This is a genomic window from Lentibacter algarum (assembly GCF_018860975.1).
Classification (GTDB): Bacteria; Pseudomonadota; Alphaproteobacteria; order Rhodobacterales; family Rhodobacteraceae; genus Lentibacter; species Lentibacter algarum_A.
In genome coordinates this window covers 247,310-263,870 of the sequence record NZ_JAHKQI010000005.1, presented here as the reverse complement: position 1 = coordinate 263,870, position 16,561 = coordinate 247,310, and the positions used below count along the sequence as shown (strand labels likewise).

Genomic DNA, 16,561 nt, shown 5'->3' with positions numbered 1-16,561 from the left:
TTGGACACTTTCAATGATTTGTATAAAATCCACAAGCAGGAGGAAAACAAATGCCTTATGTCGAGTCGATCAAAGTGTTTGTGCGGGTTGTCGAGCTTGGATCGATCACATCAGGCGGGCGTGACTTACGGCTGACACCTGCCGTTGCCTCCAACCGCATCAAGGAACTGGAAAAGCGCCTCGGACTGCGGCTGTTTGACAGAACCACCCGTAAACTGCGCACCACCGAAGCAGGCGAGCTGTTTTATGATCACGCCTGCAAAGTGATCGCCGCACTGGATGACGCCGAAGCCGTTCTTGCGGGGTTCTCCGGCCAGCCCCGCGGTGTTCTCAGGGTCAGCGCGCCCTTGGGTTTAGGGCAACGCATGATCGCGCCGCTTGTTCCTGCTTTCAGCGATGAGCACCCCGAAGTGCAAGTGCAACTCAGGCTCACCGACAGGCGCATCGACATGCTCGATGACAGGCTTGATGCCGCTTTCGTGCTCGGCGAACTACCCGACAGCAACTTCAAACAACGCAAAATAGCCGACTGCCCGCGTATGCTGGCAGCGGCACCGGGTTATCTGGCAAAGCACGGCACGCCCAAGACACCCGAAGACCTCTCAAAGCACAATTGCCTGCTGCTGCGTTTTCCGCGCTCGCCCGAGTATTTCTGGACATTGCAGACAGACAGCGGGCCAAAAAAACTTAACCTGCGTGGCCGCTTTGACGCCGATACAGGCGATGTGCTCACAGCTTGGGCACTTGCAGAACAAGGCATCATCAACAAACCGCGAATCGAACTGGAAGCGCATCTGCAATCCGGTGCTTTGGTTGAGGTTTTGCCCGACACCCCGCCCATGCCGACGCCTTTTGTTTGCCTCTATCCGCACCGCAAGTTGCAAGATCCGAAGATCAGCCTGTTCATCGACCACATGCTCGACGCGCTAAAACCTCAGCTCAAGTAATCAAGGATCGGGCAGTCAGGCCGTGCATCGCCCTTGCAAGCCCCGACAAGCCCTTGCAGCTCGTCGTGCAACAACTGCAATTCGCGTTGCTTGGCACGAATGTCCTCAAGCCGCGCTTGCGCAATCTGGCGCACTTCGGCGCTGCTGCGTTCGGTGTTTTCATATAGCCCCAGCAACTCACGGCACTGGACTATAGAAAAGCCAAGCGCGCGCGCACGGCCCACAAACGACAGCTTGCGCAGCGCCACATCGTCATAGTCGCGATAGCCCGCTTGCGTGCGCCCCTGCGGCTTTACCAACCCGATGTCAGCGTAGTAGCGCACGGTCTTCACCGGCAGGCCTGCCGCCTCGGCTGCTGTTGAAATCTTCATAGAACATCACCCTAAAGCTTCCCGTTATGGGAAACTTACAGCGTCATGCCAGAAAACAAAAGTCACTGAAACCACGACGCCATGCTGCGTGTCTCAAACCAGCGCGCAACCCGCCGCGCAACACCGCCGTAAGCTGTCTCACCATGGTTGCGCAGCTCGGGAAACAAGACGTAAATCTCCTCGCGCGCCTTCTCGCTGAACGCATCCAGCGTGCTGTCGGAAGGGAAGTAGCTTTCCGCCTCAAGCCCGTTGGCCCACAACAGTTGATGACGGTCAAACAGCAGGTGATAGTAAGTCACGTCCCTGTCGCTCTCGACAACTTCGGCAAGCCCTGCTTCCGCAAGCATCTGTGCCGAGGCAAGCAACTCGCTGCCGTCCGCGTTTAACTCGGCCATCGGCCCGCGCACCAAAACACGGTGCTGCGGCGAAACGCTCAGGTCTCCATGTGCGCCAAACGTGCCTGCACGTATCAATACCGGTGCGAAATCACCCATCGCCGCGACAGTCTTCTTGCCAACCCAGCGCAAGACCTGCGTGCCGTCGTCGCGGGTGATCACACGGTCGCCAACACGCAAGTCCTCGACTGGCATATCTCCATACATCGTCCGGATCATCGTTCCTGCCGTAAAGCACGGCACTGTGTCGACGGTCACAAAAGCAGTGTCGGTGTTGCCGTCTTCGTCGGTCACCTCATAAGAAAATGTGTTTGTATCAACGTCCGCATCCGCGGTTACTGTGATGGTTCCGTCAGCGTTGAGTAATACAGTCTCACCCGTCGCCAGCGTCACTTCATCACCGGCGCTCACGTCCATCCCGTTGATCTGGGTGATGGTCAGCGTGCCGCCTGTAGAGCTCTCATCATTGGCTAGAATGTCGATCGTTTCACTGCCAAAGGGGACCGTCTCGACAAAATCATCGTCAGCGATCAGCACAGTCTGGATGCTGTCACCGATGATCAGCAGGTTGCTGTCATAAACACTGTCACCCCCGTCCGCGATGCCGATCTTGATGGTGTTTTCCTGTCCGGCCACAACCGGCGCTTTTAGCGTCAGCGTCACGGTAAACCCGTCCATCTCGGTGTTGAAGGGGCTGCTTGCTGCGGGGTTATCAACATAGAGGTTCTCGTTTGAGCCATCGTTGATATTGTTAATCGTAATGTCGCCGTCGCCAACCGTCAGCTCGGCCTGAACGCCGTTCACCCAAATCGCTGTCGCGTCGTTGAAACCCGAGTTCACATACTCGAGATATTCCTCCGAGCTAAAGATGATCTGCATAGTCAGCTCATCGCCTTCGGGCACAAACACAGCCTCGAAAACGGCGGCATCAAATGTTTGCTGCCCTGCTACCGCTGTCAAATCAGCGTCGCCCGCCAGCCCGTTGTTGCCTGAGGTATTTGCCGCTTGGTTGGCTTGCCCTGTGCTGTTGGTAAAGTCGCGCGCATCGCCCGTCGACAAGATAACACCGCTGTCGGAAGGCAGCACATTCGGCGAGGTGCTCTGCCCGTTGCTATAAACGCCGGACGCGTTGTTGGCACCTGTGTATGTGGCCGAGGTAACGCTGACCCCGTTTCCAAACATTGCATCGGCCATAGCCAAAGCCGAAGCATTTGTGTCGATCGTAAGTTCGCTAGCAGCAACCATTATCTTGCCCCCCTAAGGCAAGCTCACTTGGGGCGCTGGCAGAAATCAGCAATTTTGGACAACTTTGACAAACAAAGAATCGCCCCAACAAGCGCATACAGTGTGTCTGGCAATCGCACCGCCCCCTAGGGGAACCGCGATATTGCTTTCCCCCTAGCGAAATATGGCTTGTTTTCAGGGGTTTGCTCGGCAGGCCTCCGCCTATCCGCGCTGTGCAGCCTCAAACCACGCCCGAATAGCAGCGCGTTCCTCCGGCTCGATAAAGGTCACATTCGCCGGCGGCATGGCAACAGTGCGCCCCGCATGCAGATAGATCTGGGTGGCGTGCTTGGCAATTTCCGAGGGCGTCTCCAGCAGCACGTTCTTGGGCGCGATACGGATACCGTCATAAAACGGCTCGCGCGAATGACACATCGAGCAACGGCCCAGCACGATGTCGGTGACATCCTCAAAGCCGTCAGCGCTGGCAAATACCTGCTCTTGCGGCGTCAACGCGCGGGCCTCCTCGTCCTCAAGCGAAAGCTGCTCAAGCGGTGCTTTGCTCAGCCAGATGATCACAAAGAACAGCAGCACCGTCACGGCGATCGTCCAGCTCGGTTTGCCTTTGCGCGCATGCATCGAATTGAAGTAATGCCGGATGGTGACGCCCATCAGGAACACCAGCGCCGCGATAACCCAGTTATACTGCGAGGCAAAAGCCAGCGGGTAGTGGTTGCTCAGCATCAGGAAGATCACTGGCAAAGTCAGATAGTTGTTATGGGTAGAGCGCAGCTTGGCGATCTTGCCATACTTCGGGTCGGGCTTGCGGCCCGCCTTGAGGTCGGCCACCACGATGCGCTGGTTGGGCATGATCACATGCGCCACATTCGCGGTCATGATCGTCGCGGTAAACGCACCCAGATGCAGCATCATCGCACGGCCCGTAAAGACCAGCGTGTAGCAATAGCCCATCACCACGAGCAGCACAAAGAGCAAGAGCATCAGCATGGTCGGGTTCTCACCGAGTGGGCTTTTGCACAGGAAGTCATAGACAACCCACCCGATCACCAGCGAAAGCCCGGAGATCAACACACCTTGCCACAAAGCAAGGTCGGTCTTGCTCTGGTCAAGCAGGTAAAGCTCCCCGCCAAACCAGTAAACGATCATCAGCATCGCAAAGCCGGAAAGCCACGTCCAGTAGCTCTCCCATTTGAACCAAGTCAGGTGCTCGGGCATTTCGGCGGGGGCAACAAGATACTTGCGGATGTGGTAAAAACCGCCGCCATGCACCTGCCATTCGTCACCGTCAGCATCACCTAAGTCGTCGCCATCACGGCGCAGGCCCAAATCAAGCGCGATGAAGTAGAACGAAGAGCCGATCCAGGCGATCGCGGTGATCACATGCAGCCAGCGTACGGCAAACGCCAACCAATCCCAGATCAGCAATGACTCAGTTGCAACCAATTCGCCCATGACTATGTCCTCGTGTGTTTCACCCCAGACTATGCCTGTTCGATTTTCCCTTGAATACCCGAAAGTTTCCCATCACTTTCAAAAAAATCATTAAAGTGAGCCCCATGTCGTATTTTGAAAACCTCAAAACATTCATCCGCGTGTTTGAACTTGGCTCCATGTCTGCCGCTGCGCGTGACCAGCGCATTTCCCCTGCCGTTGCCTCGTCGCGCATTGCGCAGCTTGAGGAGCGCCTCGGTGTGCGGCTGTTTCAGCGCACCACCCGCAAGCTCGGCCCGACAGAACAAGGCCGTATCTTCTACGAGGGTGCGCAACGCGTGCTCGACGCAGTTGAGGAAGCCGAGAGCGCTGTTAACTCTGTCACAGGTGAGCCGCGCGGAACGATCTATGTCGCCGCTCCACTAGGGCTTGGGCGCCGCTTCATCGCCCCGCAAGTGCCTGCCTTCAAACTGCTCTACCCCAAAATCAACATCCGCCTGCGCCTGTCTGATCGCAAGCTTGATCTCACCTCCGAGGGGCTTGATATCGCCTTCTTTCTTGGCACGCCCGAAGACAGCACCCTCAAAATGCGCAAGATTGCCGATTGCGAACGCCTGCTTTGCGCCGCGCCAACCTATATAGCTTCACGCGGAGCCCCGACAAGCGCCGCCCAGCTAACAGACAGCACACACGACTGCCTCAACCTGCGCTACCCCGGCGCGCCGGAGTTTCAGTGGCCTTTGCAAACCTCTGAAGGCCTACACCGTGTTCCCGTAACTGGGCCGTATGAAAGCGACGACGGCGATGTTCTCACAACTTGGGCGCTCGAAGGCCACGGCATCATCCTCAAGCCCCGCTTTGAAGTCGCCGAGCACCTCACCACTGGCGCGCTGGTGCCGGTGCTGGAAAGCACACCCCCCCTCCCCGTCCAACTCGGAGCACTCTACTCACACCGCAAAGGCCAAGACCCGAAAACGCGGCTGTTCACTGATTTTATTGCTCAAGACATTACTGCAAAAATCCGTGAAATGTGAACGGCCTAGCCTAAAGCTGCTTTAGGTTGCCCGGTTAACTTACGCTTGCCCGGGTAGCAAAATGGTTCACAGCAAGTGACCCCGCTCCAGAGGCCGCAATCAGGATCAGTCCAAACAGCGAATAGGCGTCAGGCCAGTCTCCGAACACCAGAACGCCCACAACCGTGGCCGAGATCAGCTGACTGTAAACCAGCGGTGCGATCAGGCTTGCTTCGGCAGTTTTGCTGGCAAGAACCAACAAAAAATTGCCCACTGCCGACCCAAGCACGCTCACTGCGATCAACAAACAAATGTTGAGCCCAAACGCCGGCACCTCGGCGCTCAGGCCAAACGGTGTCAACAACACCGAGCCGATCAAGAGCTGCGAGATTAGCAAAAATCGTGGCCTGTATGCCCCCGCAAGAGCGCGTGTCATGACAAGGAAACAGCCGTAAAATACGCCGGCAATAAGGGCAAACACGATTCCAAAAGTTCCGCCAAACCCCGGTTTTACAATCAGCATCACTCCAAAAAAGCCAAGCCCCAAAAGCGCGGTGCGCAGGGGCGAAGGCTTTTCTCCGAGAAACACAATCGCCAGAACATAGGCAACCACGGGCCCGACAAAAAACGCGCCGAACACATTGGCTATAGGTTCGGTTTTCAGTGCTGTCAGGATGCTGACAATACCACAGGTGATGCAGGCCCCGCGCAAAAGAACACGCCAGTCAGCGAACTGCTTAAGCTCGGCTCTGCTAAGGCCACTGAAAGGCAGCAAGAAAATCGCCGCCAACCCAAAGCGAGACCAAGCAACAATAAATGGATCAACACCGCCAGACGTAAGCAGCTTTCCGGCTGTGTCGCCAAAAACAACAAAGGTCACAGCAACAAAGACGGTAAAGACAAGCCTCAATGTGTCGGCGTTTCTCATGCTTCGCAATCCTCTCAGAAACAGGAGCCCTAGCTCCCCCGGTACGTCGAATACCCGAACGGCGAGAGCAACAGCGGAACATGGTAATGCGCGTCAGGGTCTGACATCCCGAAGCGCAGCGGCACTTGATCAAGGAACAGCGGATCAGCCCCCGCTTGCCCCGTGGCGCGCAGGTAGTCCCCCGCGTGAAACAGCAGTTCGTAACACCCTGTCGCAAAATCACCCTCGGGCAAAATCGGGCTGTCCGTGCGGCCGTCACTGTTGGTTTGCATCTCAACAATCTTGCGGCGCGCTTCGCCCTCGATCGCATAGAGCACAATCGTCATTCCCGCCGCAGGGTTTCCTGTCGCGGTGTCCAGAACATGTGTCGTCAAGTAGCCAGCCATTTGTGCTCTCCTTTTGCGTTACTCTGGCGCAAACTGGGCGGGCTTGCACCCGCGAATTGCCAAGAGCTGTTTCAAACCAGTCGAGATAATCAGCGCGCCGCCATCATCGCGGCCATATCCAGCATCCGGTTGGAGAACCCCCATTCGTTGTCATACCAGCCGAAAACTCGCAACAACCCGCCAACCGACACGCTGGTTTCACGCCCCGACATGATAATGCTCTCGGGTCGCATCCGCAGGTCTGTAGAAACAAGCGGAGCCGTGATGTAGCCGAACAAATCGCCAGTCAGCGGGCTCTTTGCCGCGGCTTCAAGCGCTACGTTCACAGCCTCGACGCTTGCGGTTTCACGCAGTTGCAACGCCAGATCAATCGCTGAAACGCTCGCTGTCGGCACCCGCACTGCGCGCGCCTCGATCCGCCCTGCAAGCGCTGGCAGCACCTCGCCAATCATCCGCGCCGCACTTGTGGTCGTTGGCACCATCGACAGCGCCGCCGCGCGCGATCGCACCAAGTCACCACGCGGCTTGTCGATCGTTGGCTGGCTGCCTGTGTAGCAATGCACCGTCGTCATATGCCCGCTCACGACGCCCCATTCTTCATCCAGAAGCCTGAGCAACGGAGCCAGCGCATTTGTCGTGCAGCTGGCATTCGAGATAATCTTGTGATCAGCGATTTCGGCATCATTCGCGCCCAGCACCACAGTCTTGTCGGCGGCCTCCGAAGGGCCGGAGATCAGCACCGCCTTCGCTCCTGCCTCAAGCCCGCGCATCGCCACCGCGCGGTTGCCGGCAGCGCCAGTGCACTCCAGCAGCACATCGACTTGGCTCAGATCGAGCTTCCCGATGTCGGCCACGCCGTGAAAAGCAAAGGCCCGCCCGTCAACACGCAGCTCACCCTCACTATGGCTCACTTCACCGGGGTAAGGGCCGAACACGCTGTCATAGGCAAACAGATAGGCACAGCTCTCAAGCGGCGCGATATCGTTGATCAGTACAACCTCAAAGCCCTCGTCTGCCCGGGTATTCTGCAACATCCGCAACAACGACCGGCCAATGCGCCCAAAGCCGTTGATCGCTATTCTGACTGGCCGCGCACCCACTAGTGCTCGCCTCCGCCATCATACCCCTGATCATCAAAGAAAGGCTCCATCTGCGCCACGATCACCGAGTTCTCCTCAAGCGCGCGCGCCATCAAAGCCCGTTCTTCATCGGCGATGTCGTGGCCCTGCTCTTCCCGCTCGGCCAGAGTGCCGTATCCGGTGACATCCAAAGGTGCCGTATCGGCCTGCTTGAGAATAGCCACCGTCTCGCGCACCGCCTCGGCTTCATCAATGCCACTCGCGTAGATCACCAGCGCCGCACCCGTCGCGCCTTTGGGCAGCCCGTCGCCCTCCTTACGGCCGATCTGAACCAGCAACGTATACACTTCCTGTCGGGTTTTCTTCTTCTCAGCCACAGCGGCCTCCATCAGAGCTGTCACGCGGGCCTGAACCCGAATGTATCTGCTAACAGATGCTGCCTATCTGGCCGCAAGTCAACCTGTGGCCAGCGCCTTGCCCGTGCAACCCAACTCTGGCAAAAATGGCAGCAAGCAACCCAAGACAGGACAGCTCATGCGCCTCCTCCGAACAATGCTCGCTTTGCTATGCCTTAGCTTCACCACAGCCTGCATCGAAGGCGAAATTGAACTGAGCTTCGTCGATGACGTTACCGTCGAAAGCAGCGCGACATACACTATGGCGCGACAACTGTTTGACATGACAGGCAGCAATGCCGCCAAAGCCTGCCCGGGCGGCGAGCACACTTTGAGCTCCGAAAGCTTCACCTGCCGCGGCACCGGAAAAGGCAGGCTTGAAGCTCTGCTCAACGAACAAACTCTGCCGTTTGAACACGCCGAGCGCGCCCGAACCGAGCACGTCACCTTTCAGCGCACCAGTGACAACAGTGTCAAAGTCACGGTTGATTTCGCCGCAATCCTAAGGGAGCAAAAAGTGCCAGAAGACGCCACAGCCTCACTGGCAGGCGCCGAAGACTTGCTGCGCGCCGCACTCGCTGGGCATGACTTTGTGTTCAAGATCAAAGCCTATAAAATTCTCAGCACCACAGGCGAGCTTTCAGATGATGAAACCGAGGCAAAACGCGTCATCCCCGTTGCCAATCTGCTCGACAGCCCGCCCAACGTCGGCAAGCCCTTCGTCACCGAAGTGCAGCTGAAAAAGCCCTGCCGCTTCCGGTTCTTTTGCAAGTAGCCTTAAGCAATCCCATGCGCCTGAAGCCACATCGCAAATACCATCGCCGCGCATAAAACTATTGGTCTAATCATCGCTTTGTCCCTTCTAACTTAAGGGTCAAACGCAAAACGCGGCAACCTCCGTCGCCGCATTTTGATTTTCTTTCAGCGTCAATCTCAGTCGCGCAGAAGCTCGTTGATCGACGTCTTGCTGCGTGTCTTTTCGTCAACCCGCTTGACGATCACCGCGCAGTAGAGGTTCACACCGTTCTTGCTTGGCATCGAGCCCGCAACCACGACCGAACCGCTCGGCACCTCGCCATACATGACTTCGCCGGTGTCGCGGTCCAAAATCTTGGTTGACTGGCCGATGAAAACACCCATGCCAAGCACAGAGCCTTCGCGCACGATACAGCCTTCAACAACCTCCGAGCGCGCGCCGATAAAGCAGTTGTCTTCAATGATCGTCGGGCCAGCCTGCATTGGCTCAAGAACGCCGCCAATGCCCACGCCGCCAGAAAGGTGCACGTTCTTGCCGATCTGCGCACAGGAGCCGACAGTCGCCCATGTGTCCACCATAGTTCCACTGTCAACATAAGCACCGATGTTCACGAAACTCGGCATAAGCACAACGCCGGGCGCGATATAGGCTGACTTGCGCACAACGCAGTTGGGAACCGCGCGAAAGCCCGCAGCCTTCCACTGGTTTTCGCCCCATCCGGCGAACTTGCTGTCAACCTTGTCCCACCAGCCGCCAGCCTGCGGGCCACCTTCCTGAATTTCCATATCCTTGATACGGAAACCAAGCAGTACAGCCTTTTTGGCCCATTGGTTCACATGCCAGCTGTTGTCAGCTTGCTTTTCAGCAACCCGCAAACTGCCGCTATCAAGCGCATTGAGCGTGTCTTCAATCGCTTCACGCGTCTCGCCTGTGGTGGCGGGGGTGATCGTGTCACGCGCCTCCCATGCGGCTTCAATCGCTGTCTCAAGCTGTGCATTTGACATCTGGCTGTCTCCTCGGTTCGCTATCCAAATTCCGAGGTCGGCTATACGCGGCTTCGCCTTGCGCCGCAACGGCATCGTTGACTCACGCCGACCATACCAAGCAACATCCTTGCATAGGCAGGGGAGAACGACTTGGATTATGACTACATCATCGTCGGTGGCGGCTCGGCGGGTTCTACCCTTGCGGCGCGCCTGTCAGAAGACCCCGCAGTCACCGTCTGCCTGCTTGAAGCGGGCGGAAAGGGCAAAGGCCCGCTCGTGCGCATCCCCACTGCCGCCATCGCCACGCTGCCGGGCTGGCCTGTGAAGCTTAACAACTGGGCCTTTGAAACCGTGCCGCAAGCAGGCCTCAATGGCCGCCGCGGATATCAACCCCGCGGTAAGGTGCTCGGCGGTTCCTCGGCGATCAACGCCATGCTCTATGTGCGCGGTCAGCGTGAAGACTACGACAGCTGGGAAGCAAGCGGCTGCGAAGGCTGGGGCTGGGACGCCGTGCTGCCCTACTTCAAACGCTCCGAGCACAACATTAACGGCGAAGATGAATGTCACGGCGCTTCCGGCCCTCTGCATGTCTCGAACGCCAAAGCCCCGCGGCCTGTTTCCGAAGCTTTTGTCGCGGCCAACACACAGGTGCAAATCCGCGAAACCGCTGACTTTAACAACGGCAACAATGAAGGCGCTGGCCTCTACCAGACAACCCTGTTTCACTCTCCTGAAAGGAACGGTGAGCGCTGCTCGGCGGCGGCAGCTTTCCTGCATCCGGTGATGAAGCGCAAAAACCTGACCGTGATCACCAAGGCCCACGCCACCAAGCTGCAACTGAGCGGCAAACGTGCGACGGGTGTGCTCTATAGCGACGGCAAGGCCATCAAACTGGTGCATGCCAATCGAGAAGTTATCCTCTGCGGAGGCGCGTTCAACTCGCCGCAACTCTTGCAGCTCTCCGGTATTGGCCGCGAGGAAGACTTGGCGCCGCATGGCATCAAAACCGTGCACAGCCTCAACGGCGTTGGTCACAACCTGCAAGATCACATCGACTTTGTCCTCGCCTACAAAACCCGCGATACCGACAACATAGGCATCGGCGTGCGCGCTGGCCTTAAGCTGTTCCGCGAGGGGCTGAAGTGGCGCAAAACCGGAAACTCGATGATCTCTTCGACCATCGCCGAAGCGGGCAGCTTCTTCAAAACTGACAGCGCCCTCGAGCGGCCCGATGTGCAAACCCATTTTTGCATCGCGGTGGTCGATGACCACGCCCGCAAGTTGCACCTCGGACATGGCTACTCCTGCCACGTCTGCGTGCTGCGCCCGCACTCTCGCGGCACGGTTACACTCAACAGCGCCGACCCGCTCGCGCCACCCCGCATTGACCCGCAGTTTCTGTCTGATGATCGCGACCTGCAAACCCTGATCAAAGGCGCGAAGATGACCCGACAGATTTTGGAGGCCCCCGCCCTCGCGTCATTCAAGCACAAAGAGATGTTCGGCGTGCACGACAACATGACAGACACCGAATGGGAAAAGCACATCCGCGCACGCGCCGACACTGTCTATCACCCCGTAGGCACCTGCAAAATGGGCGTTGATGAGGATGCTGTCGTGTCACCCGACCTCAAAGTGCGCGGCATGACAGGCCTGCGGGTTTGTGACGCTTCAGTGATGCCCACAGTCGTATCGGGCAACACCAACGCCCCGACGATCATGATCGCCGAGCGCTGCGCCGATATGATAAAAGCCGACTACAACTAAGTCAGCGGATCAGGCGCAACATTCGCACCGCACAGTATAACGGCAACACGCTCGCCCTTCTCGGGTTGGTAAGCGCCGCTCATCAAAGCCGAAAGCGCAGCCGCCCCCGCAGGCTCAACCAACAAACGCCGTTCTTGCCAAAGCGCGAGCTGCGCCTTGGTGATCGCGTCGTCAGAAACCAAAACCGACTGCGCCTTGTGCTCAACCGCCAGATCATAGCAAATCTGCCCGACCTTGCGCGCACCAAGCGCGTTCGCCGCCACGCCCGACACGCTGACATCACAAGGTGCGCCTTTGGCGAGGGCTGCATTCAAAGCACAGGACGTCTCCGGCTCAACAGCAACAACTTTGCGATTGCCCTGAAGCCAGGCCAGCGCACCGCCGATCAACCCGCCGCCGCCAACGGCGACCAACACCGTGTCGGCTTCAAGTCCCTGCGCTTCCCACTCGGCAAAACATGTTCCTTGCCCCGCAACCGTGGCTTGCGCGTCATAGGCATGTATCTGCATCGCGCCCGTGGCCTCTTCATACTCGGCAGCGGCCTCGGCGGCATCGGCATATTCCCCCTCAACAACCGTGAGCTGCGCACCGGTGCGTTCGATCAAACCTATCTTGGAAGGCCCCGCGATTTTGGGAACAAATATATGCGCCGTATGCCCAAGCCGATGCGCCGCATAAGCCACAGCCGCCCCGTGGTTGCCGCCGGACGCCGCAACAATTCCCGCCTGAGGGACAGGGCCAGATAGCAAAGTGTTAAACGCCCCTCGTGCTTTGAACGTGCCGGTGTGCTGGAGCTGCTCAAGCTTGAGATCAACCTCGTAGCCAAGCCCGAAGCCCCCCGTTCTGAGCACCGGAGTTCGCACAACATAGCCATTTATGCGCTCGCCGGCGGCCTTGATCCATTCTTGCCAATTCATGCTTCGTACTCCCGCGACTAGCCTTTGTTTTCAAAACCCTATAGGCCTGAGACAAACGTGCAAGCAGGGAATACACAACATGAACGACCACCGCCCAAGCCCCTTCCGCGACGCCCACACCGACCGCGACGCAGCAGAGCAAATTCCGGACACGCCGCAAACCCGCGCGCCGGCCTATCAACTGGCCTTCGCCGATGAAGACTTCATGTGCCGCGACGAGCTGCGCCCTGTGCGCCTGCAACTCGAGCTGCTCAAGCCGCAGATGATCCTCGATGAACGCGGCATCGAAAGCACCATCGTACTGTTCGGCGGTGCGCGCATACCCGAACCCGCGAAAAAAGACAGCGCCCGCACCCAAACGCTGGCTGACCTGTCGGTGTTTTACGACGAAGCGCGTGAGTTTGCACGGCTGATGACCATCAAATCAATGGAAAGCTATGGCAAAGAAGACGTGATCGTCACCGGCGGTGGGCCCGGGGTTATGGAAGCCGGCAACCGCGGCGCTGTGGACGCGGGCGGTGCCTCGATCGGGCTCAATATCGTGCTTCCGCACGAACAAGCGCCGAACGAATATGTCACGCCTGACCTGTGCTTTAACTTCCACTACTTCGCCATCCGCAAGATGCACTTCCTGATGCGCGCCAAGGCGATCTGCGTATTCCCCGGCGGGTTTGGAACGCTTGACGAGACCTTTGAAACGCTGACGCTCATTCAAACCGGGCGGATGAAACCGATCCCGTTTTTGCTGTTTGGCAAAAAGTTCTGGAACGATATTATCAATTGGGATGCGCTGTCAGAAGCCGGAACAATCTCGGCAGAAGACCTTGAGCTGTTCAAGTTCGTCGACACGGCGCAGGAAGCGGTTGATCTGATCGAGACCTGGGCCGACGCAGACCGCCGCGAGGACATTCCCGGGCGGTAACCTTTGCCAAACGGGGGGCTAGCCCCCCGAACCCCCCAGGATATTTTCCCAAGAAAAAGAGTTAGGCCAAGGCGGCCGCGGGGCGAATCTCGCCTGTTGTTATGCCTGCGAAGTTCTTGATCGGCGGATTGCGGCGCTTTTGGGTTGCGGGGTGCTTGGCGTCGAGCACGCCGAGGCGCACGAGAATTGATGCAATTGCGCATTCAGCACCACGGGTTGAACCGTCAACGATCTTGAGGGCGATGCCGACTTTCTTTTCGGGAACGATGCCGACAAAGAAGGCTTCAGCTCCGGTTTTGAGGGTCACCCGCCCATCCATCGCCCGCATCAACTCCGTGCAGGCGCGGCCATCACCGGCGACAAGCTCAGGGTAGGTTGCCATCGCTGTGCGAAGGGCAACTGCGGCTTGTTCGCGGGTGTTTCCACCCTCGCTGGCATTGGCGAAGAAGGCCATAGCACGGGCCACGCCATGCAGGCTGGCCGCATGGTTGGGCGCTGAACAACCGTCGATACCGTAGCCGGGGCTTGTCTCTTCTGTCAGCTCTTCAAAGGCTGCGAGGCAAGCTCGTTGCACGGGGTGAGAAGGGTCGACATAGGTCGGGTCCTTGCTGCCGAGATGCTGGCTAAGCGTCAGGAACCCTGCATGCTTGCCCGAGCAGTTGTTATGATACTTACAGGGTGAACTATCTGTCTTATACATAAGCGCCAAATCGCGCTCGTCACGTGGGGCTTGCGGCCCGCAGTTGAGCGCGCTGTCGTCAAGCCCGAGATCTTTGAGCCACGCCAAAACGCGGTCGGTGTGCATAGGTTGGCCCTGATGCGAAGCACAAGACAACGCCAATTGCTCGGCCGTTAAACCAAAAGCCTTCGCAGCGCCGCTTTCAACCAGTGGCAGCGCCTGCAGCATTTTGGAGGACGAGCGCGGCAGCACAATTGCCGCAGGATCACCCCATGCCTCGATGATCTCGCCACCGGGCCCACAAACCACAGCATGTCCCGTATGGACGCTCTCCAAAAACGGCCCGCGCCAGATTTCTGCCATTGCCACAGGTGCGTTCATATCATTCTCCCGAAAACTTGTGCGATTTTCCGCCAATTGCTCTTTCGTATATGGCAGTTTTCAGGGTAATGTAGCAATGTCGAGTAGAAATCGGCCCAGACCTGACAATAACGGCAAAAGCCACAGGTCACTATTTTGGGCTATAAGTTGAGGCAACGGACAGCTGGAGGCTGGACATATGGTATTAGGAATTGCGCAAAAATTAGCCTGCGCCGCGCTCGTTTTGGGCGTAGCAAGCACCGCACAAGCGCAGCAAACAAGCACAAATCAGGTAGCAACCAAGACAGCTTGGGCCGTGTTTGAAGACAAAAACCCCAAAGAATGCTGGGCTGTTTCGTCACCCAAAGAAACCGTCAACACCAAGGATGGTCGCGTTGTCGCCGTGACACGCAGTGACATCTTGCTGATGGCGTTTTATCGCCCCGGAGCGCTAAACGGCGGGCAACTGGCTTTCACCGGGGGCTACCCGTTTGCTGGCGGTTCAACTGTGTCACTACAGGTCGGCGACAGCCGTTTTGAACTGTTCACCGACGGTGAATGGGCTTGGGCAGCCTCGGCAGAAGAAGATGCCAAGATCGTTAGCGCGCTCAAACGCGGCGCAACTGCTGTGCTCACTGCACGCTCGGGCCGCGGCACAAACACAAAAGACACCTTCTCACTGTCAGGCTTCACCGCCGCAGTGGAAGACGCGGAAAAGCGCTGTAAGTAAGCGCCTAAAGCTCCCCGATCAAGATTGCGCGAAAATCGTTCACGTTGGTGCCTGTTGGCCCCGGCGTGAACAGCGTCTGCGCGGCCTCAAAGGCAGTGTAGGCATCGTTGCTGGCAAGTGCTTGCACGGGGTCAACACCCGCCGCGCGCATCTTTTCGGCAATCTCACCGTCTGCAAAGGCACCGGCATTGTCCTCTGAACCGTCGATGCCGTCACTGTCAGCCGCCAAAGCACAGATGTCAGTGCGCCCCTCGATAGCCAAAGCAAAGCTGAGCAAATACTCGGTATTGCGTCCGCCTCGCCCCTTGCCCGTCAGCGTCACAGTTGTTTCACCGCCCGACAAAATTAGCTGCGGCGTGGCCTCACAAGCCAGCTGAGCGTGCTCGGCCCCTAGTTCGCGCGCCTCGCCCTCAAGCGCATCACCAAGCACTGTTACAGCAACGCCCGCTTTTCGCGCCCGCTCGGCTGCGGCTGCCAGTGACACCGCGGCGGAGGCAACAACATGCACCTCGTTGCCTTCAAACACCGTATCACTCGGCAAAGGTGGCTCGGGCGCGTCTTGCAAAAACGCGAGCACCCGCTCTGGCAAAGCAATCTTGTAACGCTCAATCGCGGCCAAGGCCTCGGCACGGCCCGAAGCACAAGGCACTGTCGGCCCGCTGGCAACCTGCGCAGGGTCGTCGCCCGGAACGTCGGAGACAACCAGCGTCACAACGCGCGCCTTAGTTGCCGCCGCAAGCCTTCCGCCCTTCACGCGGCTGGTCATTTTGCGGATCGCGTTCATCGCTCCGATCGGCGCACCAGACGCTAGCAGGGAATGGTTCAGTTCAACCTCGTCAGCAAACTCTAGCCCCTCGGCAGGCCCGGCCAGCAAAGCCGACCCCCCACCGCAAACCAGCGCCACAACCAAATCGTCAGGTCCGAGATCCTCGACAGCCGCGAACATCGCCTCGCTCGCCGAAAGCCCCGCCGCGTCCGGCACGGGGTGCGCCGCCTCAAGCACTTCAATGCGCTCACAAGCGCAGCCAAAGCCATAGCGCGTGACAACAACACCGCTCAAATCTCCACGCCACAGCACCTCAAACGCCGCCGCCAGCTGCGCTGCACCCTTGCCTGCTCCGACGACAACGCAGCGCCCCTTGGGCTTATCAGGTAGATGCCCTGCCAGCGCGTGCAGTGGGTCAGCCGCCGCAATCGCGACATCAAACAACTCGGTCAGAAAGGCCTGCTTCTTTTCATCCATTCAAACAAGA

General features: G+C 58.2%; 17 protein-coding genes. 6 read left to right on the top strand and 11 right to left on the bottom strand.

The genetic code is table 11. The features are described from left to right. The first annotated feature begins 50 nt into the window (after positions 1-50). Positions 51-947: a LysR family transcriptional regulator gene (locus KO498_RS05660; RefSeq protein WP_215958911.1), complete on the top strand. Its 897-nt coding sequence runs from the start codon at positions 51-53 to the stop codon at positions 945-947. Here KO498_RS05660 and KO498_RS05655 read toward each other — a convergent pair. From KO498_RS05655 to KO498_RS05645, 3 genes are all read right to left on the bottom strand, one after another. Next, positions 935-1,318, bottom strand: a complete 384-nt coding sequence (locus KO498_RS05655) for a MerR family DNA-binding protein (protein ID WP_215958910.1) — start codon at positions 1,316-1,318, stop codon at positions 935-937. The genes KO498_RS05660 and KO498_RS05655 overlap by 13 nt on opposite strands. Positions 1,319-1,380: 62 nt before the next feature. Then, positions 1,381-2,958, bottom strand: coding sequence for a choice-of-anchor L domain-containing protein (locus KO498_RS05650; protein ID WP_215958909.1), 1,578 nt, complete (start codon positions 2,956-2,958; stop codon positions 1,381-1,383). Between the two features lie 201 nt (positions 2,959-3,159). Beyond that, positions 3,160-4,410, bottom strand: a complete 1,251-nt coding sequence (locus KO498_RS05645) for a urate hydroxylase PuuD (RefSeq protein WP_215958908.1) — start codon at positions 4,408-4,410, stop codon at positions 3,160-3,162. 104 nt (positions 4,411-4,514) lie between these two features. Between KO498_RS05645 and KO498_RS05640 the strand changes: the two genes are divergently transcribed. Next, on the top strand, positions 4,515-5,423 hold the full coding sequence (locus tag KO498_RS05640) for a LysR family transcriptional regulator (protein WP_215958907.1): 909 nt from the start codon (positions 4,515-4,517) through the stop codon (positions 5,421-5,423). Positions 5,424-5,457: 34 nt separating this feature from the next. Here the strand turns inward: KO498_RS05640 and KO498_RS05635 are convergent, their stop codons facing one another. The 4 genes from KO498_RS05635 to KO498_RS05620 form a co-directional block, all read right to left on the bottom strand. Further along, a complete protein-coding gene (locus KO498_RS05635) occupies positions 5,458-6,330 on the bottom strand; it encodes a DMT family transporter (RefSeq protein ID WP_215958906.1) in 873 nt (290 codons plus the stop codon). Positions 6,331-6,359: 29 nt separating this feature from the next. Continuing rightward, positions 6,360-6,716 (bottom strand): hydroxyisourate hydrolase, encoded by a 357-nt coding sequence (gene uraH, locus KO498_RS05630; RefSeq protein WP_215958905.1) that lies wholly within the window; start codon positions 6,714-6,716, stop codon positions 6,360-6,362. An 89-nt stretch (positions 6,717-6,805) separates the two neighbouring features. Beyond that, positions 6,806-7,816 carry a type I glyceraldehyde-3-phosphate dehydrogenase gene (locus KO498_RS05625; protein WP_215958904.1) on the bottom strand — a complete coding sequence of 337 codons (1,011 nt, stop codon included), beginning with the start codon at positions 7,814-7,816 and terminating at the stop codon, positions 6,806-6,808. Further along, positions 7,816-8,172 (bottom strand): hypothetical protein, encoded by a 357-nt coding sequence (locus tag KO498_RS05620; RefSeq protein ID WP_354667623.1) that lies wholly within the window; start codon positions 8,170-8,172, stop codon positions 7,816-7,818. Before KO498_RS05620 ends, KO498_RS05625 begins: the two co-directional genes overlap by 1 nt. Before the next feature lie 157 nt (positions 8,173-8,329). On the opposite strand from KO498_RS05620, the gene KO498_RS05615 reads away from it, so the two are divergent. Then, positions 8,330-8,965: a hypothetical protein gene (locus KO498_RS05615; protein ID WP_215958903.1), complete on the top strand. Its 636-nt coding sequence runs from the start codon at positions 8,330-8,332 to the stop codon at positions 8,963-8,965. Positions 8,966-9,123: 158 nt separating this feature from the next. Here KO498_RS05615 and dapD read toward each other — a convergent pair whose 3' ends face one another. Next, positions 9,124-9,951, bottom strand: coding sequence for a 2,3,4,5-tetrahydropyridine-2,6-dicarboxylate N-succinyltransferase (gene dapD / locus KO498_RS05610; protein ID WP_215958902.1), 828 nt, complete (start codon positions 9,949-9,951; stop codon positions 9,124-9,126). A gap of 132 nt (positions 9,952-10,083) precedes the next feature. On the opposite strand from dapD, the gene KO498_RS05605 reads away from it, so the two are divergent. Then, positions 10,084-11,700 carry a GMC family oxidoreductase gene (locus KO498_RS05605; protein ID WP_215958901.1) on the top strand — a complete coding sequence of 539 codons (1,617 nt, stop codon included), beginning with the start codon at positions 10,084-10,086 and terminating at the stop codon, positions 11,698-11,700. Here the strand turns inward: KO498_RS05605 and KO498_RS05600 are convergent. Continuing rightward, on the bottom strand, positions 11,697-12,617 hold the full coding sequence (locus tag KO498_RS05600; protein WP_215958900.1) for a threonine/serine dehydratase: 921 nt from the start codon (positions 12,615-12,617) through the stop codon (positions 11,697-11,699). The genes KO498_RS05605 and KO498_RS05600 overlap by 4 nt on opposite strands. 79 nt (positions 12,618-12,696) lie before the next feature. On the opposite strand from KO498_RS05600, the gene KO498_RS05595 reads away from it, so the two are divergent. Beyond that, positions 12,697-13,539 (top strand): TIGR00730 family Rossman fold protein, encoded by an 843-nt coding sequence (locus KO498_RS05595; RefSeq protein WP_215958899.1) that lies wholly within the window; start codon positions 12,697-12,699, stop codon positions 13,537-13,539. A gap of 61 nt (positions 13,540-13,600) precedes the next feature. Here the strand turns inward: KO498_RS05595 and KO498_RS05590 are convergent, their stop codons facing one another. After that, a complete protein-coding gene (locus tag KO498_RS05590) occupies positions 13,601-14,599 on the bottom strand; it encodes an asparaginase (protein WP_215958898.1) in 999 nt (332 codons plus the stop codon). Between the two features lie 178 nt (positions 14,600-14,777). Here KO498_RS05590 and KO498_RS05585 point away from each other — a divergent pair, with 178 nt between their 5' ends. Continuing rightward, positions 14,778-15,308, top strand: a complete 531-nt coding sequence (locus KO498_RS05585; protein ID WP_215958897.1) for an invasion associated locus B family protein — start codon at positions 14,778-14,780, stop codon at positions 15,306-15,308. A 4-nt stretch (positions 15,309-15,312) separates the two neighbouring features. Here the strand turns inward: KO498_RS05585 and KO498_RS05580 are convergent, their stop codons facing one another. Then, positions 15,313-16,551 (bottom strand): glycerate kinase type-2 family protein, encoded by a 1,239-nt coding sequence (locus KO498_RS05580; RefSeq protein WP_215958896.1) that lies wholly within the window; start codon positions 16,549-16,551, stop codon positions 15,313-15,315. Positions 16,552-16,561: the final 10 nt, after the last annotated feature.

Excerpts from the sequence above, each read along its gene's own strand:
- KO498_RS05660 (WP_215958911.1), top strand. The coding sequence starts at position 51 with ATGCCTTATGTCGAGTCGATCAAAGTGTTTGTGCGGGTTGTCGAGCTT.
- KO498_RS05655 (WP_215958910.1), bottom strand. The coding sequence starts at position 1,318 with ATGAAGATTTCAACAGCAGCCGAGGCGGCAGGCCTGCCGGTGAAGACC.
- KO498_RS05650 (WP_215958909.1), bottom strand. The coding sequence starts at position 2,958 with ATGGTTGCTGCTAGCGAACTTACGATCGACACAAATGCTTCGGCTTTG.
- KO498_RS05645 (WP_215958908.1), bottom strand. The coding sequence starts at position 4,410 with ATGGGCGAATTGGTTGCAACTGAGTCATTGCTGATCTGGGATTGGTTG.
- KO498_RS05640 (WP_215958907.1), top strand. The coding sequence starts at position 4,515 with ATGTCGTATTTTGAAAACCTCAAAACATTCATCCGCGTGTTTGAACTT.
- KO498_RS05635 (WP_215958906.1), bottom strand. The coding sequence starts at position 6,330 with ATGAGAAACGCCGACACATTGAGGCTTGTCTTTACCGTCTTTGTTGCT.
- uraH (WP_215958905.1), bottom strand. The coding sequence starts at position 6,716 with ATGGCTGGCTACTTGACGACACATGTTCTGGACACCGCGACAGGAAAC.
- KO498_RS05615 (WP_215958903.1), top strand. The coding sequence starts at position 8,330 with ATGCGCCTCCTCCGAACAATGCTCGCTTTGCTATGCCTTAGCTTCACC.
- dapD (WP_215958902.1), bottom strand. The coding sequence starts at position 9,951 with ATGTCAAATGCACAGCTTGAGACAGCGATTGAAGCCGCATGGGAGGCG.
- KO498_RS05600 (WP_215958900.1), bottom strand. The coding sequence starts at position 12,617 with ATGAATTGGCAAGAATGGATCAAGGCCGCCGGCGAGCGCATAAATGGC.
- KO498_RS05595 (WP_215958899.1), top strand. The coding sequence starts at position 12,697 with ATGAACGACCACCGCCCAAGCCCCTTCCGCGACGCCCACACCGACCGC.
- KO498_RS05590 (WP_215958898.1), bottom strand. The coding sequence starts at position 14,599 with ATGAACGCACCTGTGGCAATGGCAGAAATCTGGCGCGGGCCGTTTTTG.
- KO498_RS05585 (WP_215958897.1), top strand. The coding sequence starts at position 14,778 with ATGGTATTAGGAATTGCGCAAAAATTAGCCTGCGCCGCGCTCGTTTTG.
- KO498_RS05580 (WP_215958896.1), bottom strand. The coding sequence starts at position 16,551 with ATGGATGAAAAGAAGCAGGCCTTTCTGACCGAGTTGTTTGATGTCGCG.